The organism is Halomonas ventosae, assembly GCF_004363555.1.
Taxonomy (GTDB): Bacteria; Pseudomonadota; Gammaproteobacteria; order Pseudomonadales; family Halomonadaceae; genus Halomonas; species Halomonas ventosae.
The window spans coordinates 1-18,204 of record NZ_SNZJ01000031.1 but is presented as its reverse complement, the minus strand read 5'-3'; the positions used below and the strand labels follow the sequence as shown (position 1 = coordinate 18,204).

The 18,204-nt window shown below is 67.8% G+C and carries 18 protein-coding genes; 8 read left to right on the top strand and 10 right to left on the bottom strand.

Annotated features, from left to right (window positions below):
- Positions 1 to 117 precede the first annotated feature (117 nt).
- The 7 genes from DFP85_RS18575 to pqqA all read right to left on the bottom strand — a co-directional run bounded on the left by DFP85_RS18575 (position 118) and on the right by pqqA (position 7,922).
- Positions 118 to 2,676, bottom strand: a complete 2,559-nt coding sequence (locus DFP85_RS18575) for an insulinase family protein (protein ID WP_133637894.1) — start codon at positions 2,674 to 2,676, stop codon at positions 118 to 120.
- Positions 2,663 to 4,507: an alpha/beta hydrolase family protein gene (locus tag DFP85_RS18570; RefSeq protein ID WP_133637893.1), complete on the bottom strand. Its 1,845-nt coding sequence runs from the start codon at positions 4,505 to 4,507 to the stop codon at positions 2,663 to 2,665. The genes DFP85_RS18575 and DFP85_RS18570 overlap by 14 nt, the downstream gene beginning before the upstream one ends.
- Complete coding sequence (gene pqqE / locus DFP85_RS18565) at positions 4,504 to 5,655, bottom strand: pyrroloquinoline quinone biosynthesis protein PqqE (RefSeq protein WP_133637892.1); 1,152 nt, start codon at positions 5,653 to 5,655, stop codon at positions 4,504 to 4,506. The genes DFP85_RS18570 and pqqE overlap by 4 nt, the downstream gene beginning before the upstream one ends.
- The gene (pqqD, locus tag DFP85_RS18560) at positions 5,648 to 5,938 is read right to left on the bottom strand and encodes a pyrroloquinoline quinone biosynthesis peptide chaperone PqqD (RefSeq protein ID WP_133637891.1); all 291 of its coding nucleotides are present in this window, start codon (positions 5,936 to 5,938) and stop codon (positions 5,648 to 5,650) included. Before pqqD ends, pqqE begins: the two co-directional genes overlap by 8 nt.
- Positions 5,935 to 6,714 carry a pyrroloquinoline-quinone synthase PqqC gene (pqqC, locus tag DFP85_RS18555; RefSeq protein WP_133637890.1) on the bottom strand — a complete coding sequence of 260 codons (780 nt, stop codon included), beginning with the start codon at positions 6,712 to 6,714 and terminating at the stop codon, positions 5,935 to 5,937. Before pqqC ends, pqqD begins: the two co-directional genes overlap by 4 nt.
- A gap of 108 nt (positions 6,715 to 6,822) precedes the next feature.
- Positions 6,823 to 7,752, bottom strand: a complete 930-nt coding sequence (pqqB, locus tag DFP85_RS18550; RefSeq protein WP_133637889.1) for a pyrroloquinoline quinone biosynthesis protein PqqB — start codon at positions 7,750 to 7,752, stop codon at positions 6,823 to 6,825.
- Positions 7,753 to 7,850: 98 nt separating this feature from the next.
- Entirely contained in the window at positions 7,851 to 7,922 is a 72-nt protein-coding gene (gene pqqA, locus DFP85_RS18545) for a pyrroloquinoline quinone precursor peptide PqqA (RefSeq protein ID WP_081786101.1), read from the bottom strand.
- A gap of 355 nt (positions 7,923 to 8,277) precedes the next feature.
- Here pqqA and DFP85_RS18540 point away from each other — a divergent pair, with 355 nt between their 5' ends.
- From DFP85_RS18540 to DFP85_RS18505, 8 genes are all read left to right on the top strand, one after another.
- Positions 8,278 to 10,104, top strand: a complete 1,827-nt coding sequence (locus DFP85_RS18540; protein WP_133637888.1) for a methanol/ethanol family PQQ-dependent dehydrogenase — start codon at positions 8,278 to 8,280, stop codon at positions 10,102 to 10,104.
- 153 nt (positions 10,105 to 10,257) lie between these two features.
- Positions 10,258 to 10,773, top strand: a complete 516-nt coding sequence (locus tag DFP85_RS18535) for a c-type cytochrome (protein WP_208108550.1) — start codon at positions 10,258 to 10,260, stop codon at positions 10,771 to 10,773.
- An 81-nt stretch (positions 10,774 to 10,854) separates the two neighbouring features.
- Complete coding sequence (locus tag DFP85_RS18530) at positions 10,855 to 11,715, top strand: quinoprotein dehydrogenase-associated putative ABC transporter substrate-binding protein (RefSeq protein ID WP_133637887.1); 861 nt, start codon at positions 10,855 to 10,857, stop codon at positions 11,713 to 11,715.
- Entirely contained in the window at positions 11,705 to 12,352 is a 648-nt protein-coding gene (locus DFP85_RS18525; RefSeq protein ID WP_133637886.1) for a hypothetical protein, read from the top strand. Before DFP85_RS18530 ends, DFP85_RS18525 begins: the two co-directional genes overlap by 11 nt.
- A 48-nt stretch (positions 12,353 to 12,400) precedes the next feature.
- Positions 12,401 to 13,654, top strand: coding sequence for an ABC transporter substrate-binding protein (locus DFP85_RS18520; RefSeq protein ID WP_133637885.1), 1,254 nt, complete (start codon positions 12,401 to 12,403; stop codon positions 13,652 to 13,654).
- Complete coding sequence (locus DFP85_RS18515; RefSeq protein ID WP_133637884.1) at positions 13,642 to 14,673, top strand: PQQ-dependent catabolism-associated beta-propeller protein; 1,032 nt, start codon at positions 13,642 to 13,644, stop codon at positions 14,671 to 14,673. Before DFP85_RS18520 ends, DFP85_RS18515 begins: the two co-directional genes overlap by 13 nt.
- Positions 14,674 to 14,750: 77 nt before the next feature.
- A complete protein-coding gene (locus DFP85_RS18510) occupies positions 14,751 to 15,467 on the top strand; it encodes an ATP-binding cassette domain-containing protein (RefSeq protein WP_243737346.1) in 717 nt (238 codons plus the stop codon).
- Complete coding sequence (locus tag DFP85_RS18505; protein ID WP_133637882.1) at positions 15,464 to 16,273, top strand: ABC transporter permease; 810 nt, start codon at positions 15,464 to 15,466, stop codon at positions 16,271 to 16,273. Before DFP85_RS18510 ends, DFP85_RS18505 begins: the two co-directional genes overlap by 4 nt.
- Positions 16,274 to 16,284: 11 nt before the next feature.
- Here the strand turns inward: DFP85_RS18505 and DFP85_RS18500 are convergent, their stop codons facing one another.
- The 3 genes from DFP85_RS18500 to DFP85_RS18490 all read right to left on the bottom strand — a co-directional run bounded on the left by DFP85_RS18500 (position 16,285) and on the right by DFP85_RS18490 (position 18,065).
- Positions 16,285 to 16,632, bottom strand: coding sequence for a c-type cytochrome (locus tag DFP85_RS18500; protein ID WP_166644667.1), 348 nt, complete (start codon positions 16,630 to 16,632; stop codon positions 16,285 to 16,287).
- A 63-nt stretch (positions 16,633 to 16,695) separates the two neighbouring features.
- A complete protein-coding gene (locus DFP85_RS18495) occupies positions 16,696 to 17,061 on the bottom strand; it encodes a hypothetical protein (protein WP_208108549.1) in 366 nt (121 codons plus the stop codon).
- 113 nt (positions 17,062 to 17,174) lie between these two features.
- On the bottom strand, positions 17,175 to 18,065 hold the full coding sequence (locus DFP85_RS18490) for a LysR family transcriptional regulator (RefSeq protein ID WP_106232492.1): 891 nt from the start codon (positions 18,063 to 18,065) through the stop codon (positions 17,175 to 17,177).
- Positions 18,066 to 18,204: the final 139 nt, after the last annotated feature.

The window sequence follows — 18,204 nt, the reverse complement described above, 5'->3', positions numbered from 1 at the left end:
ACGTGACTTCATGGTGACTCTCCCCTCGTTGCCGGTATGGAGACGCGGGTTAACGATAATTATTGTGATGTCAGTCTAGGTGAGCTTAGGCGAGTCGATTGTTCGACAGCAGCATTACTACGTTGCCGGTGGGCAATGCTGGGAGGCAGGAGAGCCAGGCGGGGCAGGCGCATGCGCCCACCAGCGCATCGGCAGGGTGCCGCTTGCCAGGGCCGACGCCAGGACCTCGAGGTCGGCCGCGGCGAGCGAGTCGAGGGCCGCGCGTTCTTGCTGCCAGGGGGCCAGGTGCCAGTCGGGGGGAGAGGGGGAGTCAAACTGTAATTGGCGCAATGCCTGCCAGGCCCGCTCGATGGCCTCGTCATGGGTCTCCGGCGGCCCCTGTCGCGCAAGCAAGGCACGACGCAGCCGTTCCAGTTGCGGCCCATCCCGCCGGGCCAGCCTCACGGCATCGGCATCGAGAAACGCGAGGATGGCCTGACGCAGCGTCTCGACCGAGGCCTTGGGCGACTGCACGACATAGCCCAGACGCGGCCAGCCCGACGACTCCCGGTAGCGCACCGCCGCGACATAGCCGAGACCCCGCCGCTGGCGCATCTCCCGATGGAAGGGGGCGTCATGGCAGTGCGCCAGCAATTGCAGCAACCAGCGCATGCGCGGGCTGTCGTCGCCCCCCTCGACCTCCAGCATCACTGCCCGGTCGGCGCTCTGCGGGGCAAGCCATGTCATTCCCTGGCCATCGCCTTGTGGGGCGTCGGGAGGCGGGGGTGCATTCCTGGCACGGGACAGCCGCTCGGCGAAGCCCTCGGCCGTGTCCTGTGCCTCCCCGGCCCCCATCTCGCCTCTGGCCCAGCAGAGCAAGGGGGGCATGGCACCCGGAGGGCACGATGGGCGGCGTGTTGCCAGGCGATCCAGCATCTGCTGGGCGAGCAGGCCGCTGGATGAGGCGGGGACCGTCGGCGCCGTCACGGCACTCGCGGCCATCCAGCCGTCCAGGGCCTGGTCCACCAGCGAGGCAAGTCCGGCCGGGCTGCCGCGGGCCATCAGCCAGTCGCCCCTGGCGTCACTGCCCAGGGTGAGTGCCTGACCCCTGGCGCCGGCCGCCTGGCGCAGGGTCAGGGTCCGGCGTTGCCAGTCACGCAGACGCCCGCCGTTGCCGGTTGCACCGGCGGGCCACCCCAGACACCAGCCGGTCTCGGCCTCGCGGGTCGGCCAGTCCAGGCCATCCCACCATAGCGAGAGCCGGGCATCCCGGAAGAGCAGCCCTGCTGCCGGCCGGTCGTCGGACCGGGGGCCGACCGGTCGGCCCGCCAGGTCCCGGCGCGAGGGGAGGGGGGTGGCTACCTCGGGCAGGGCCGAGGCGGCAGGAGGCCACGGCAGGTCGAGGGGGCGCCAGGGGGTGGCGGTCTCTTCGATCTGCCGCCAGGTGACGGTGGCCCGTTCGGCGCCCTCTCGCCACAGCAGCCGACACTGCTCCGGGGTGAGCCAGGCCGACGGGGTGCGGCGGTCCCGATCCAGGGGCACGGAGCCTCTGGCAGGAGGGCGGCGGCTCAGTCGTCGGGCCTGCTCCCGGGGCCAGGCGTCGAGGTCGACCGTCCTTGCCGGTGGCGGGGTGATGGCGTGACGCCGACAGGCCTGCCGAAGTGCTCGCTGGCAGGTGGCCACCAGCGGTGCGATATCCGCTGGCGGCTCCACGAGCTCGATTGCCAGGCACAGGGCCGGACCGGTGCCCTCGGGGGCCGTGTCGGCCTTCAGCTCCTGGACCGAATAGGCCTGCTGCAGGGTGGCGGTCAAGGCACCATCGTTCAGCTGCGAGGCAACCGCCTGCAGTGGTGCAGCGCAGGCATCGGCGAGGGCACCCGGCAGTGGCCACAGCAACTCCAGGGTCCCGGCAGCGGGCAGGCTCGACTCATTCGGGGAGTGCCAGGCCACCCCGCGTGGCGTGGCCCAGCGCCAGCGATCCGGGGACGGCGTGTCGGCGGCCGTCGCCGGGAGCCGACGGCCATGGCGTTCGAGCAGGTCAAGCTGCTCGTCCACCGGCTGTGGGCCTAGCATCACCAGGGCCATCCGGCCGGCATGGTAGTGGCGGGCATGAAAGGCCTGGAGGCGTGCGACCAGCTCCGGATGGTCATCGCCGAGCGTGGCACGGTTCCCGGCATGGCAGGCCGCGGCCGGATGGCCGGGGTCGAAAAGGCGGCCCAGCGCGGCCAGGCGGTGCAGCGCCGGGTCGTCCAGGCGGGCCCGGAACTCGGCGTCCAGCACCTCCACCTCGTCGGCGAGGGCGCCGGGATCGAGGCGGGGGTAGCCGAGCAGGTCGACCAGTCGAGCGAGGCCTGCCTCGGCGGCTTCTACCGGAAGGTGCAGGTGGACGTCGGTGACCTCTTCCCCGGTATGGGCATTGTAGCGTCCCCCCTGGGTGCCGACCCACCGGGCCAGTGCGCTCCGGCCGGGCCAGCGGCCACTGCCCAGGAAGAGCCCATGTTCCAGCAGGTGGGCCAGGCCGCGGCAGTCGGGCGGGTCATCGAGGTACCCCACCCCAGCCGCGCCGACCAGCCGTGACTGGCGAGCCCGGGGGACCTGTGCCGCCATGATCCACAGCCCACTGGCGAGACGCCGTGACGCCACCCGGCTGTCGGGTGGCAGGCCGGCGGAAGACTGGTCGGACTCAGCCTCGTCCATCGCCCTGCTCCAGGAAGAACTGCATCTCGGCCGCAATCAGTCGGCAGCGGTTGTGCGGCTGGCGGATGCCGTGTCCCTCGTCCTCGAACAGCATGACGCGGGCCGGGACGCCGCGGCGACGCAGTGCCTCGGCCATGGCCAGCGTCTGTTCCGGCACCACCACGGTATCGCGGTTGCCCTGGAAGAAGATGACGGGCGTGGCGAAGGCATCGAGCCGATTGATCGGGCTGCGGGCCCGCTGGGTGTGCGCATCCCCGAGCAGCCAGTCGAGGTAGCCGGACTCGAAACGGTGGGTCCGGGGGGCCAGGTGCGGGGCATCGGTGACGCCGTACAGGCTGGCACCGGCCCGGAAGAGGCGGGTGGTCGCCAGCAGGTTGAGCACGGTGAAGCCCCCGGCGCTCTGGCCCCGCACGAACAGCCGGCCGGGGTCGGCCAGGCCACGGGCGACCAGTGACCTGGTCAGGGCGATCACGTCCTCGACGTCGATGCGACCCCACTCGCCGGCCAGGCGCTCGCGGTAGGCCCGTCCGGCATTGGCACTGCCGCGGGGGTTGATGTCGGCCACGGCAAAGCCGTGCTGCGTCCAGTAGTGGACCAGTGGGTCGAACACCGGATAGCAGGCCGAGGTGGGACCGCCATGCACGCGCACGATCAGCGGCGGCGGCCGGCTCGAGGCGGGGCCGGGGCCATAGAGGAAGGCCGGGACACGCTCGCCGTCCGCCACGGTGGCCTGCAGCATCCGTGGCAAGGGGGGATTCTCGGGGGTAGGCAGCGCGAAGAGCGTCTCCTCGGCATGGGTCGTCAGGTTCACGCGTGACAGGCGCGCCGCATGTCGAGCCCCCTGGGTAATGGCGTACAGCCAGCCATCGGCGTGCGCCAGGCCCACCAGTCGACCGGTATCGCGGAGGATAGGAGCGTGTTCACGCCCCTCGCCATCGGTGACGAGTATCCGGGCCGCCCCCACCTCGAAGGCCATGATCACCCCCCGGTCGGCGGTGGGCCAGAGGTGCTGGCACTCGCCGAGTTGCCAGGGAGTGGAGGCGTGGTCGGCCTGCCGCGTGCCGAGTCGCTGGATATCCAGCGACTTGGCAGGGCCGGTCACCCGATACGGTTGCCACCAGCCCCCGTGGTCGCTGAGCACGATGAGTTCATTGGCCGCGGTGAAGCGGGGCTGGGTGATGGCGGCGCCGGCATCCCACAGGGCCAGGTCATGCAGCGTGCCCTGGGCGTCCAGCCGCGCCTGGCGAAGGCGCGAGCGCTGCCAGGGCATGTCCCCGAGGTCCCATTCGACCCAGGCGAGCCGGGTGCCGCAGGGGGAGAGCGCCGGCGCACCGTAGAAGTCGGCGCCGGCATCGAGCACCCGACGGCGTCTTCCATCCAGGGCGACCAGGCGCTGGCGGGTGTCGCGCCCCTGGCCGCTTTCCTCCACGGCAAGCAGCCGCCGGCGTCGCGGGTCGGGGGTCAGCCCGCCGTAACGGCTGTCGTGCCGTGACCACCAGGGGCTGGCCTCGCCGCCGCTCAATGGCTGGCGATCGAGGGTCTGGCTGTCGGCCTCGACGAAGATGGCGTGCTGATCCAGGCAGGCCAGGGCGCCGCCGCCGTAGCCGTTGACGCGACTGGCGATATCGAGGTGTTCGGGGCTCAGCGGTTGTGGTCGGCCATCCTCGAGCCGGTCGTGCCACTGCCATAGCCGACGCCTTCCTGTCTCGGGGTCGGCCGCCAGCCAGAGGACGCCTCGGGGGGTGGCACGCAGGTCGCTCAGGCCATCGGCGGGCAGTGCCGCCCGGTGCAGCAGGTCGTCATGCGGCTCACCGGCCGGAGGAAGCGTCATGTCCGGCAGAACACCCTCGATTCGTGGACATTGCGAGGCGTCAGCTCCCGGGCCGAGCGGGTGTCGTGCTCCGCCTCGCGGCGGGCGGCCTCGACCAGGTGGTGATCCGGCGACAGGTCGCACACCGGGTCGGTCGCGGCGGGGTCGCCGGTGAGCAGGTAGGCCTGGCAGCGACAGCCTCCCACATCCCGGTGGCGCTCGTCACAGCTGCGGCAGGGCTCCGACATCCAGGCATCGCCACGATAGCGGTTGAAGGCCTCGCTCTGGTACCAGATCTCGCGAAGCGGGCGCTCGCGCACCGTGGGGAAGCGCATCGGCAGCATTCGCGCACTGTGGCAGGGAAGCACGGCGCCGTCCGGCGCCACGGTCATGAAGATCGACCCCCAGCCGCCCATGCAGGCCTTGGGGCGGTCGTTGTAGTAGTCGGGCACCACGAACAGCAGCCGCATGTCGCGTCCGCGTTCGGCCAGGCGTTCCCGCCAGCGGGCCGTGATCTCCTCGGCGGCCTCGAGCTGGCCCGCACTGGGCAGCAGGCCGGCGCGATTGAGGTGTGCCCAGCCATAGAGCTGGCAGTTGGCCAGCTCCACGGCATCGGCGCCGAGTTCGTCGCACAGGGCGATGATCTGATCGATCCGGTCGATATTATGGCGGTGCAGTACCACGTTGAGCACCATGGGGTAGCCGGCGGCCTTGACGGCACGCGCCATGGCCAGCTTCTTCTCGTGGGCCTTGCGCGAGCCGGCGATTGCCGCGGCAACATCGGGGTCGGAGGCCTGCAGGCTGATCTGGATGTGGTCGAGCCCCGCCTCGCGCAGCGCCTCGATGCGCGACTCGTCGAGTCCCAGGCCGGAAGTGATCAGGTTGCTGTAGAAGCCCAGTCGACGGGCCTCGGCCACCAGGGTCTCGAGGTCCCGTCGAACCAGTGGCTCGCCACCCGAGAAGCCCAGCTGCACGGCCCCCATGGTACGGGCCTGGGTCAGGGTGTCGATCCACTCCGCGGTATCCAGCTCCTCCTCGACCGCGGCGAAGTCCAGCGGATTGGAGCAGTAGGAGCACTGCAGCGGGCAGCGATAGGTCAGCTCGGCGAGCAGCCACAGCGGGGCGCCGGTCTGGCCGTCGTGGGTAACGGTGTCGGTGTGGTCAGTCATGATGGATCCAGCCTTGTTGCGCGGCGTCGACCATGAATTCGTGGACGTCCTCGGCGATGGCCGCGGCGGGGGCCTCGGGGTAGTGCGCCTGCAGGGTGGCGATCACCGCGTCCACGTCCCGTTGCCCATCGAGCTGGGCGAGGATGGCGCCGGCGGTGTCGTTGAGCTGCACCATGCCCTCGGGATAGAGCAGCACGTGACGCTGCTGGGCCTCTTCCCACTGCAGACGCCAGCCGGGGCGCAGGCGGCAGACACTGCGACCGTCGATGGGTACGTCGCTCATGACAGCCCCCGGTGGTAGACGCGTTGGTCGGTGACGGTATGGTAGGGCGCCCGGTCGAGCTGGTAGGCGAGGGTCATGGCGTCGAGCATCGACCAGAGCACGTCGAGCTTGAACTGCAGGATCTCCAGGGCACGTTGCTGGGCGTGGGCGGTGGTGCAGACCGCCAGCGCCACCTCCAGGCCGTGCTCGACATCGCGCCGCGCCTCCTTGAGGCGCTTGCGGAAGTAGCCGTAGCCGGCCGCATCGATCCAGGGGTAGTGGGTCGGCCAGGTATCCAGGCGACTCTTGTGGGCCGCCGGGGCGAACAGCTCGGTAAGCGAGGAGATCGCCGCCTCCCGCCAGTCGGCACGACGCACGAAGTTGACGTAGGCATCCACCGCGAAGCGCACGCCAGGCAGCACGTGCTCCTGGGACCAGAGCTCGTCGCGGCTCAGCCCCACCGCCTCGCCCAGGGTCAGCCAGGCCTCGATGCCGCCGCCATCCTCGCCATGACCGTCATGGTCGAGCAGCCGCTGGATCCAGCGGCGGCGCGTGGCGGCGTCGGGACAGTTGGCGAGCAGGGCGGCATCCTTCTGGGGAATGTTGATCTGGTAGTAGAAGCGGTTGGCGACCCAGCCACGCAGCTGCGCGGGGGTGGCACGACCCTCGGCCATCTCCACCTGGTAGGGGTGGTGGATATGGTAGTAGGCCCCCTTGGCCATGAGCGCCTCGCGGAAGGCCTCGGGGCTCAGGGCCTCTCCCTGCGAACTCGCCAGCGGCGAGACGATGCTTGTCATGCGGGGCTCCTCTCGATCGTCGTGTCAGGGCTCGCCCTGACGGATTCCCTGCCGCCAGGATGCGGACATCCACGCCCTCTGGGTGAGACGCTGGCGTGTCGCGCGGGTTCACACGTCCAGGTGCAAGCCGTCGAAGGCCACCTCGACCCCCTGACGGGTCAGGGTGGCACGCTCCTGCGACCCCTCGTCGAGGATCGGGTTGGTGTTGTTGATATGGATCAGCACCCGACGGGTGGTGGCCGGAAGGGACGAGAGCTCGGCCAGCAGCCCCTGTTCGCCGGACAGCGCCAGGTGGCCCATGTCGCGGCCGGTGGCCTGGCCGACGCCGGCACGCACCAGCTCGTCGTCGCGCCACAGGGTACCGTCGACCAGCACGCAGTCGGCCCGGCGCAGGAAGCCGCGTACCCGATCGTCGACCTCGCCGAGCCCCGGGGCATAGAAGAGGGTGGTGCCCCGCTGGCGATCCTCGACCAGCAGGCCGATGTTGTCGCCCGGGGTCGGGGCGCCACGACGCGGGGAGTAGGGTGGTGCGTTGCTGGTCAGCGAGAGGGCGGTAAAGGTCAGGTCCGGGCACGCCGGCACCTCGAAAGTGGCTTCCAGATGCTCGCCGTCGACCGCGATGGGGTGCCAGGCCAGGCCACCCTGCCAGTGCTCCAGCATGGCGAACAGCGGAAAGCCACTGCTCAGGTCCTGATGCACATTAGGGGTGCACCAGACGTCCAGTGGGCAACCTTCCCGCAGCGACAGCAGCCCGGTGGCGTGATCGATCTGGCCGTCCACCAGCAGCACCCCCGCAATGCCGCTGTCCCTCGGCACACGCCTGGGATGCAGCTCGGGGTTGCTGGCCAGCTGGCTACGGATGTCCGGCGAGGCATTGCACAGCAGCCAGCGCTCGCCGTCGCTGCTGATGGCGATCGATGACTGGGTGCGTGGCGTCGCCTCGATGCTGCCCTCTCGAACACCGCGGCACAGCGTGCAGTTGCAGTTCCATTGGGGAAAGCCGCCTCCCGCCGCTGCACCGAGCACCAGTACCTGCATGGATATCGTCCTGTCCCGGAGCCTGTCCTGAAACGAAAGGGCTGACGTCCCTTGCGAGGGACGTCAGCCCGGGGTGTGTCGCCACGCCGAGCGTGGTTTCAGCGGTTGGAAATATACAGCGTCACTTCGAAGCCTAGCCGCAGATCGGTATAGGCGGGTTTGGTCCACATGAGACACCTCCATGAGACGGGTGGATGTTGTCGGTCGTCACTCCTCAGTAAAGCACAGGACAGCAGCGCCACCTTGCTACGAAAGTCGCATGTCGTGCGCCGGGGGCGAACTGTCGGCGACCTTCACTGCATCAAGGCGCCTCATGTCGCGGCTGGGACGGGTAGGCAACACGATTATTGCTGCAGGGAAACACTCTTTTGAGCAACTGCGGGTATCGAATTCGTCATGGCCAGGGCTAAGGGCAGCCACAGATGTGCTAGACCTTCAAGTGTCACTGCCTGAAACAGGTCCATAACCACAACGAGATGTGCCGTAACCCCCAGGCACACCTTTCAGTGCAACGGAGACAACGCCATGCTTCGCTACCCAGGACTCGTGATGACGGCTGCCGGGTTGATGGCCGCATCCTTGGCGCATGCCAACCAGAATCAACTCGACCTCCAGCAGAACCCCGACTTGTGGGCCACTCAGCTGGGCAATTACCAAGGCAATCGCTTCAGCCAGCTGGATCAGATCAATCGCGACAACGTCCAGGATCTTCGTGCCCAGTGGCAGTTCTCTACCGGCGTGCTGCGCGGGCACGAGGGCGGGCCGCTGTATGTCGGCGATGGCCGCCTCTATATCCATACCCCCTTCCCCAACAAGGTCTTCGCCCTGGACCTCGAGGACGAGGGGCGCATCGTCTGGAGCTATGAGCCGGACCAGGACTCGCGCGTCATTCCGGTGATGTGCTGCGATACCGTCAACCGCGGGCTGGCCTATGCCGACGGGAGGCTGTTCCTCAACCAGGCAGACAATACCGTCATCGCCCTGGATGCCGAGTCGGGCGAACTGCTGTGGGAAGCCGAGAACGGCGACCACACCCAGGGCGAGAGCATGACCATGTCACCGCTGGTGGTGCACGACAAGGTCATCGTGGGCAACAGCGGCGGCGAGTTCGGCGTGCGCGGTCACCTGACCGCCTACAACGTCGAAACCGGTGAGATGGAGTGGCGGGGCTACTCCAACGGTCCCGATGACGATGTGCTGATCGATCCCGAGACCACCACCATGCTGGGTGAACCGATCGGCGAAGCCGACCTGGGCGTCTCCACCTGGCCGGAGGGGGAGTGGGAACGCGGTGGCGGTGCCCCCTGGGGCTGGGTCACCTATGACCCGGAACTCGACCTGATCTACTACGGGACCGGTAACCCCGGTACCTGGAACCCGGAGCAGCGCACCGTCGATGGTGAGCCTGCCGACAACAAGTGGGCGATCACCGTCTTCGCCCGCGACCCCAACACCGGGGAGGCCAAGTGGGTCTACCAGAAGGTGCCCTTCGACGAGTGGGACTACGACGGCGTCAACGAGAACCAGCTGATCGACGTCGAGTTCGAGGGCGAGCAGCGCAAGGGACTGGCGATCATCGACCGCACCGGCTTCGGTTTCCTGCTCGACCGCGAGAGCGGCGAACTGCTGGTCGCCGAGAAGTTCGCCCCGGAAACCAACTGGGCGGACAGCTATGACCTGGAGACCGGCCGGCCCAACGTCAACGAGCAGTACAGCACCTTCCGCCAGGGGGTCGACGTCAATACCACCGACATCTGTCCCACTGCCATGGGCGCCAAGAACATGCAGCCCTCCGCCTACTCGCCGGAGACCGGGCTGCTCTATGCCGGCATCAACCGGATCTGCATGAACTATGAGCCCTTCGAGACCGAGTATGTCGCCGGCCAGCCCTATGTGGGGGCGACCCTGACCATGATGCCCGCACCGACCCAGGAGGGTGACATGGAGGGGCGCATGGGCAGCTTCATCGCCTGGGACCCGGTCGCCGGCGAGACCGTATGGGAGGTCGACGAGCGTTTCGCCGTGTGGAGCGGTGCCCTGGCCACGGCCGGTGACCTTGCCTTCTACGGCACCCTGGAGGGGTACCTGAAGGCGGTGGACATCGAAACCGGCGAGGAGCTTTGGCGCTTCAAGACGCCCTCCGGGATCATCGGCAACGTCAACACCTTCCAGCATGAGGGCAAGCAGTACATCGGCGTGCTCTCCGGGGTCGGGGGCTGGGCCGGTATCGGCCTCGCGGCGGGGCTCGAGGACCCCGAAGCGGGCCTGGGGGCAGTGGGTGCTTTCTCCGCCCTCGATGACTATACCGAACTGGGTGGGATCCTGACCGTGTTTGCCCTGCCTGATGCCTGATCGTTCGCTGCATCCCGTCGATGGCACGAGGCCGGGAGGTCCCGTGCCATCGAGCTTCCGGTTACCGGATTCGCAGTCACAGTATGGCCCGTGTCGGCCGAGCCCGACCGAGGCGCACCGCTGCGCTATCGGCATATCGCACAAGGAGATCGCATGCTCTTGACCAGGACCCCGCGACGGCCCGGTGTCGAGGCCCTCGGCACGCTGGCCATCATGTTGCTTGCGGCCGGTGTTATCACGGCCCAGGCCGCCGGCAATACCGAGGAGAAGGCCACGTCGCAGTCGGGAGAAGGCCCCGGCAACTATACCGTCATCGACGGCAAGGTCGATCAGGGCACCTACGATGGCTACATCGCCTATACCCGCTCCTGCCTGGCCTGCCACGGTCCGGACGGCTTGGGGTCTACCTTCGCCCCGAGCCTTATCCAGGCCGTGGAGCGGCGCAACTTCGGGGAGTTTTCCCACACCATCGTCAGTGGTCTGGAAATCCAGCCCGGCAGGGTCATGCCCTCCTTCGCCGACGATGAGTATGTGCTGAGCAATGTCGAGAACATCTACAGTTACATGAAGGCACGCAGTGCCGGGGACCTGGGCCGGGGGCGCCCCAAGGTTATCGAGGAGGAGAGGGACGAGAAGGCAACTGAGCCGAGTAGCGAAGCGCAGGAGTGAGAGGGGCAAGCCCCTGGCGCCTCTGACGAGACAACAGCTCGCCCGTGGCGGTCACGGGAAGGAAACGTGAGGAGGGAGCGAATGCGTGTCGACACCCGGTGGGCGGGACAGGCCACGGCGGGCCTGCTGGCCTGCCTCACCATGTTCGCCAGTGACGCAGGGGCCGACCTGCCCGAACAGACGCAGCGCGACCGGCTGCGTGTCTGTGCCGACGGCAACAACCTGCCCTTCACCAACGAGGCGGGCGAAGGGTTCGAGAACCGCATCGCCGAGCTGCTGGCCGACGACCTGGCCCTACCCCTGGAGTATGTATGGGCCCCCCAGGTGATGGGCTTCGTGCGCAACACCCTGGAGCTGCGCCTCTGTGACGTGATCATCGGCGTCGCCGCCGGCTATGGCTTCGTGCAGAACACCAATGACTACTATCGCTCCATCTATTCGCTGGTGGTGCCCGTGGACTCCGACCTGGACGTCTCCTCGCTGGATGATGAGGCCCTTAGGGGCCGGCGCATCGGCGTCGTCTCCGAGACCCCGCCGCTGGTGCCGTTGCGTCGTGCTGGCGCCAGGGTGGAGGGGTATGCGCTGCAGACCGATACGCGGGCCAGGACGCCGGCCAGGGAGGCCGTCGAGGACGTGGCGGCCGGCAGGACCGAGGCCGCGGTACTCTGGGGACCGATCGCCGGCTACTACGCGGCGCGCCAGACGCCGCCGCTGGAGGTGGTGCCGCTGGTCGACGATGAGACCGATGCCCGCCTGGATTACCGCATCACCATGGGTGTCCGGCAGGGCGAGCCGTACTGGAAGGACACCCTCAACGACTTCATCGAACGGCGTCAGGACGCGATCAATGCCATCCTGGTCGACTACGGCGTTCCGCTGCTTGACCGGCACGGCGAGCTGATCGACCCCCTTGCCGCCTCGGGAGGCCAGGATGACGAATGACATGCGAGTCATGGGCCTGGCGCTGGGCCTGACGGTGACGATCCTCGGGCTCGGGATCTCCGATGCCCGCGCACAGCGAGCGGCCACCGGGCCGCCGGATTGGCCCTGCGTGCAGCGCCTGGTGCCCGAACTGGCCTGGGGCACCATCTGGACCGGCCAGTCCCCCGAGGCACTGGAGCGCTCCTGGTGGGAGGATGAGGAGGTCGGTCGCGTGGTGCGCTTCGCCACGGCTCGCAAGACGCCCCGTGACGAGGCCCTGGAGCGCGTGCGCGGTTTCGTCGCGCAGGTGGCGAACCAGCCGGAGGCCGAGCGCGAGGAGCGCCTGACGCTGCTGTTTGCCGGCCTCTTCGAGCGCGTCAATCGCGAACGCAGTCGTGTCATCGAGCGCATCCGCAGTGCGTCGCGTGGCCAGGTCAAGCGGCTGGACCGTCTTACCGAACTGGTCGACGAGCTCGAGGCGCGACGCGCCTCGAGCGATACCAGCGCTGACGATATCGAGCAGCTGCGCCAGGAACTGCACTGGGAGCAGCGGACCTTCGAGAAGCGACAGCAGCTCCTGCCGGTGCTCTGTGAGAAACCCGCCCTGCTCGAGGAGGAGCTGAGCCGGATGGTGAGGGCGATTCGTGCCGAGCTATAGGTAGAAGAAAGAATCGCAGGATCAACCAGGGATGAGAGGAGAGGCCAGATGCAGACATGCGATGACTGGACCACTGGGCCCGGTGCCAGGTCCCGAGCCGCAGGATGGCTATTGCTGGGGCTGGCCGTGGTGGGCCTGGGCCTGTCAGGTGCGGCTGGCGCTCAGCAAGGCGATCAGCCGGCGGAGACCCTCACCCTGGGTTACCTGGGACTGGAGCCTGACGACGAGCTGGAGCCCCTGTCGGTGCTCGACCCGGTCCTCGACGACGAAGGGCGGCAGGGGGCACGCCTGGCGATCAGCGACAACAACGCCACCGGCCAGTTTCTGGGGCAGAAGTTCGAGCTGGTCGAAGCGACGGTGTCCCGCGACGGCGAGGTGCTCGAGCGCCTGGACGACCTGATCGGGCAGGGGGCCGACTGGATACTCAGTGACCTCCCCCGGGAGGCCCTGGAGGAGGTGCTGGACGCCTCGGCCCTGGGGGGGCGCGTGGTCTTCAATGTCGCCGCCCCCGACAATGCGCTGCGCGGCGATGCCTGTCACCCCAACCTCTTCCATACCACCCCCAGCCGTCGCATGCTGGCCGATGCCCTGGCCCAGTTCCTGGCCTACAAGCAGTGGGATCGCTGGGCCCTGGTCTACGGCAATACCGACGAGGACCGGCTGCTGGCCGAGGCCTTCCGCGAGTCGGCCCGGCGGTTCGGCCACGACATCGTCGGCGAGAAGATGTGGCCCCACGATCCCATGGCAAGGCGTGCCGAGGGGGGATTCCATGCCATACAGCGCGAGATCCCGGTCTTCGTGCAGGATCTCGACGAGCATGATGTGCTGGTCATCGCCGACGAGAACGACTATTTCGGCGAATACTTTCCCTACCAGGGCTGGCTGCCCCGGCCGGTGGCCGGTACCCAGGGCCTGATCGCCACCGCCTGGCACCGTGCCCACGAGTCCTGGGGGGGGGTGCAACTGCAACGGCGCTTCGAGGATCATGCCGGGCGCTGGATGACCCCGACCGACTTCGCGGCCTGGCTGGCGGTGCGCTCGCTGGGGGAGGCCGCGGCGAGAACCGGCTCGGTAGCGCAAGGCGAGGTTCTCGACTACATGCTCAGCGAGGAGTTCGAACTGGCCGCCTACCTGGGGCTGCCGGTGAGCTATCGCACCTGGAACCATCAGCTGCGCCAGCCCATCCTGGTGACCGGGCCGCGCATGGTGGCCTCCGTGTCACCCCAGGAGGGCTACCTGCATCCGCGCTCCCCGCTGGACTCCCTGGGGGCTGACGAGGGGGAATCGACATGCCGTTTCTGATCGGACGATCCGCATCCCGGGCGCGACACCTTGGCCGCTCGGCCATCGGGCCTGCATCCCTGGGACTTCTCCTGGGGGCTGCCCTGGTCGTGTGGCCGACCCTTGCCCTGGCCGAGCGCGTCTTCGTTTCCAACGAGAAGGACAACACCGTATCGGTGATCGACGGCGAGACGCTTGAAGTGGTCGAGACCATCAAGGTGGGGCGTCGACCGCGTGCCATGGCCTTCAGCAGCGACGGCAGCGAACTCTTCGTGGCGGTGGGCGATGACGAGGCCATCGACATGGTCGACCTCGAGTCATTGAAGGTGGTGCGAACTCTCTCCTCCGGCGAGGACCCCGAGGTGATCCGGGTCGATCCCAACCGGCCCTACGTCTATGTCTCCAACGAGGACGACAACATCGTCTCGGTGCTGGATTACCAGCAGCGCCGGCTGGTGACGGAGATTCCCGTGGGGGTCGAGCCCGAGGGGGTGGGGATAAGCCCGGATGGCAAGTGGCTGATCGCGACCACCGAGACCTCCAACATGGCGCATATCGTCGATCTGGAGACCATGGAGGCGGTCCACCATCGGCTGATGGGGGCGCGCCCCCGGCATGCCGAGTTCACGGCCGATGGCTCGGAGGCCTGGGTCTCCGCGGAAGTCGGGGCCACGGTGTCGATCATCGACATGCAGGAGACCTTCGATGTCAGCCACACCATCCGCTTCGATGTGCCGGGCGTGCCCCGCGAGACCGTGCAGGCGGTGGGCGTGGCACTGACCTCGGACGGGCGCTATGGCTTCGTCGCCCTGGGCCCCTCCAACCGGGTCGCGGTGATCGACCAGCAGAGCTATGAGGTGCTCGATTACCTGCTGGTGGGTCAGCGAGTCTGGCACCTGGCCCTCAACGCCGACGAGAGTCGCCTCTATACCACCAACGGGGTGAGTGGCGACGTCACCGTGATTGATGTCGGCGACCTCGAGGCGATCCGCTCGATACCCGTGGGCCGCTTCCCCTGGGGGGTAGTCGTCGAACCGTGACCGAGGCGATGGATTCGAGAGGCGTCCTCCAGCGAGGCGAGCGGGTCGCGTCACCCCGCGATGAACCTGCCCTGAGTGTGAAAGACCTCGGGTTCAGCTATAGTGGCGAGCCGGTGCTGGAGTCGCTCTCCTTCGACCTCCGGGCGGGGGAGTTCGCGGTGCTGCTCGGCCCCAACGGGGCCGGCAAGACCACGCTGTTCTCCCTGATCACCCGGCTCTACGCCTATCGCCAGGGGCTGATACGCATCGGCGGCCATGACCTGGGCCGGCATGCGATCCAGGCCCATGCCCGGATGGGCGTGGTGTTCCAGCAGCCCACCCTGGACCTGGACCTCACCGTCAGGCAGAACCTGACCTATCATGCCGCCCTGCACGGCATGGCGCCGGCCGAGGCGAGGCGGCGTGCCAGGCTGCAGCTTGCTCGTGTGGAGATGCCGGAGCGCCTGCGGCAGCGCGTTCGCCACCTCTCCGGCGGCCAGCGGCGACGCGTCGAGATCGCCCGGGCTCTGCTGCACGAGCCTCAGCTGTTGCTGCTGGATGAACCCACGGTGGGGCTCGACATCGCGTCGCGCCGTGCCCTTGTCGACCATGTACATCGACTCTGTCGGGACCAGGGCGTGGCCGTGCTCTGGGCCACCCACCTGATCGACGAGGTCCATCCCGGCGACCGCGTGATCGTGCTGCATCGTGGCCGGATTCGCGCCGATGGCAGCGTCACCGAGGTGGCGTCACGGGCCGGGGCTGCCGCGATCGGCGAGGCCTTCGACCGACTGACCGGTGGGGCCGAGCGATGAACCTGGCGAGCTACGGGCACTGCCTTCGCGGGGTGGTCAGCCGTGAGCTGCTGCGCTTCGTGCACCAGCGTTCGCGCTTCGTGGCCGCGCTGGTCAGGCCGCTGGTCTGGCTGTTCGTGTTCGCCGCCGGCTTCCGCATGGCGCTCGGGGTGGCCATGACCGAGCCCTACCAGACCTACGTCCTCTACGAGGTCTATATCGTCCCGGGGCTGGTCGGCATGATCCAGCTCTTCAACGGCATGCAGAGTTCGCTGTCGATGGTCTACGACCGCGAGATGGGCAGCATGCGTGTGCTGCTGGTCAGTCCCTTCCCACGCTGGTTCCTGCTGGTCAGCAAGCTGCTGGCCGGCACCCTGGTGTCGATCGTGCAGGTCTATGTCTTCCTGGCCATCGCCTACCTCTACGGCGTCCAGGCACCGCTGGCCGGCTATGTGCTGGTGCTGCCGGCACTGGTGGTGACCGGCTTCATGGTCGGGGCCCTGGGCATGCTGCTGTCCACCTTCGTGCGGCAGCTGGAGAACTTCGCCGGCATCATGAACTTCGTGATCTTCCCGATGTTCTTCCTCTCCTCGGCCCTCTACCCCCTGTGGCGGATCCGTGAGGGCAGCTACCTGGTCTACCAGATCGCTGCCCTCAATCCCTTCACCTATGCCGTGGAAATGATCCGTTTCGCGATGTACGAGCGTTTCCACGCCGTGGCCAGCTCGATCTCCCTGGTGACGGCGCTGGTGCTGCTGGGGCTGGCGATTCTCGCCTACAACCCGGCGCGGGGCATGATGGCGCGCAAGGGGGGAGGGGGCGAGTGATCGCCGGGAGACTACTGCTGACCGACATGCCGTAGATACTCGATCAGCGGCCGCCGGGCGTCCTCCGGCAGTCCCCAGAACACCATGCGCGTGCCGGGCAGCAGGGCGTCAGGGTCGGCCAGGAAACGGTCGAGGACCTCGGGGGTCCAGACCAGCCGTGACGCCTGCAGGACTCGCGAGTACTTGAAGCCTTCGACCTCACCGGCGTTGCGCCCGACCACACCGTGCAGGCTGGGCCCCGCGATATGTGTGCCCGGTGTCAGCGAGTGGCACCCCCGGCACTGGTTGCGGAAGACTCGCTCACCCTTGGCCAGCACGGCCTCGTCTGCCGGTACGGCCGGCGCAGGGCCAAGCGTCATCAGCACGATCCCGAAAGCCGGCAACAGCCCGGGCACTATCGGGACAGGGTAAGTCATGTCACCTCAGAAGCAGCGCAGGTCGGCTTCGGCCTGCACGCTGCGAAAGTGGTTCAGGTCCTCCTGCATGCTGCGTTCCGTGCGGAACAGCATGCCCAGCTCGCCGGGCTGATCCTGCATGCCCATTACGGTCCTGACCGCCTCGTACTCCTCATGGGGCATGAGCTCGGCGATCACGTCGATGCTGCACGAGCACTTCTGCATCGTGAGGTGATCCTGTCCATTGGCGGCCATGCAGCCGAGCACATAGTCGACGCGGGTGTCGGTGGGGTAGTCGTTGGCCTGGGCCTGGGGGGCCGCGAGCAGCGCCATCGTGAACAGGGCCAGGGTGGCAAGCGGCGCGGCGCCCCAGCGGAAGGTGATGTTATCCATCCAGTACCTCACAGGGGATGATGACGAGATGCCGGGGTCGGTCTTCCTTCAAGCTATGGCACTTTGCGGCTTTTTTCCAACGCCGCCGAGGCCGCGGAAACCGTGTCTCGGGCTCAGCGCCGCACGGGCAGCAGCTCATCGATATGCGCGATCAGGTAGTCGATGAACTGGTGCACCTTAGGGGAGCGGTGGCGATGGCGCGGATAGACGGCCCAGACCGCGGTATCGTCGTGCTGGTAGGCATCGAGTACCGAGATCAGCTCACCGCTGGCCAGGTGGGGATCCACGTAGTAGTCGGGAAGCTGGGCCAGCCCCAGGCCCTTGAGGGCTGCGTCCAGCAGGGCCGGTCCCGAGTTTCCCTCCCAGGGTCCCTCGACCCTCACTTCGCGGCGAACCCCGTCGACATCGAAGCGCCAGTGGTCGCGTGAACCCACCAGGCAGCGGTGGCGGGAGAGCTCCGACAGGGTGTGGGGCTGGGGCATCCGGGTGAAATAGTCCGGGGAGCCGACCACGTACTCGTGGCGTTCACAGATGCGCCGGGCGATCAGCGTCGAGTCCTTGAGCGTGCCCATGCGGATGGCGATGTCATACCCCTCGTCGATGATGTCCACCTGGCGATTGGTGAAGTGCAGGCGGATCTCCAGCTGTGGGTGCAGGCAGAGGAAGTCATTGATCAGCGGCGCGATGAAGCGCTCACCGAAGGTGGTCGCCGAGGTCAGCTTCAGCACGCCCCGCGGCCGGGCCTGCAGGTCGTTGATCGCCGCCTCGGCCTCTCGGAAGCCGTCGAACAGGTGATGGCAGTGCTCGTAGTAGAGGGCTCCGGCATCGGTCAGGCGAATCTGGCGGGTGGTCCGGTAGAGCAGGGTGGTCCCCAGCTGGTTCTCCAGCTGGCTGACCAGGCGGCTGACATGAGAGTTGGAGACCTTGAGGTGTCGGGCGGCGGCCGCGAAGGTTCCCAGGCGCACCACCTCCACGAAGGCTTCGATCCTGTCCCAGCGCTGCATCTTGGCCTCTCCTGCGTGGACTGTTGCTCTACGACAACAATGTCATGTGTTTGATGCAGTTTATCCCAGGGCGTCGAATTGCCTAGACTGTCAGCAGGATCAACACACATCGAGCGAGGAAGATGCCATGAAGTCACGC

Bases quoted from the DNA above. Each gene is read 5' to 3' on its own strand.
- DFP85_RS18575 (WP_133637894.1), bottom strand. From the start codon at position 2,676: ATGGACGAGGCTGAGTCCGACCAGTCTTCCGCCGGCCTGCCACCCGAC.
- DFP85_RS18570 (WP_133637893.1), bottom strand. From the start codon at position 4,507: ATGACGCTTCCTCCGGCCGGTGAGCCGCATGACGACCTGCTGCACCGG.
- pqqE (WP_133637892.1), bottom strand. From the start codon at position 5,655: ATGACTGACCACACCGACACCGTTACCCACGACGGCCAGACCGGCGCC.
- pqqD (WP_133637891.1), bottom strand. From the start codon at position 5,938: ATGAGCGACGTACCCATCGACGGTCGCAGTGTCTGCCGCCTGCGCCCC.
- pqqC (WP_133637890.1), bottom strand. From the start codon at position 6,714: ATGACAAGCATCGTCTCGCCGCTGGCGAGTTCGCAGGGAGAGGCCCTG.
- pqqB (WP_133637889.1), bottom strand. From the start codon at position 7,752: ATGCAGGTACTGGTGCTCGGTGCAGCGGCGGGAGGCGGCTTTCCCCAA.
- DFP85_RS18540 (WP_133637888.1), top strand. From the start codon at position 8,278: ATGCTTCGCTACCCAGGACTCGTGATGACGGCTGCCGGGTTGATGGCC.
- DFP85_RS18535 (WP_208108550.1), top strand. From the start codon at position 10,258: ATGCTCTTGACCAGGACCCCGCGACGGCCCGGTGTCGAGGCCCTCGGC.
- DFP85_RS18530 (WP_133637887.1), top strand. From the start codon at position 10,855: ATGCGTGTCGACACCCGGTGGGCGGGACAGGCCACGGCGGGCCTGCTG.
- DFP85_RS18525 (WP_133637886.1), top strand. From the start codon at position 11,705: ATGACGAATGACATGCGAGTCATGGGCCTGGCGCTGGGCCTGACGGTG.
- DFP85_RS18520 (WP_133637885.1), top strand. From the start codon at position 12,401: ATGCAGACATGCGATGACTGGACCACTGGGCCCGGTGCCAGGTCCCGA.
- DFP85_RS18515 (WP_133637884.1), top strand. From the start codon at position 13,642: ATGCCGTTTCTGATCGGACGATCCGCATCCCGGGCGCGACACCTTGGC.
- DFP85_RS18505 (WP_133637882.1), top strand. From the start codon at position 15,464: ATGAACCTGGCGAGCTACGGGCACTGCCTTCGCGGGGTGGTCAGCCGT.
- DFP85_RS18500 (WP_166644667.1), bottom strand. From the start codon at position 16,632: ATGACGCTTGGCCCTGCGCCGGCCGTACCGGCAGACGAGGCCGTGCTG.
- DFP85_RS18495 (WP_208108549.1), bottom strand. From the start codon at position 17,061: ATGGATAACATCACCTTCCGCTGGGGCGCCGCGCCGCTTGCCACCCTG.
- DFP85_RS18490 (WP_106232492.1), bottom strand. From the start codon at position 18,065: ATGCAGCGCTGGGACAGGATCGAAGCCTTCGTGGAGGTGGTGCGCCTG.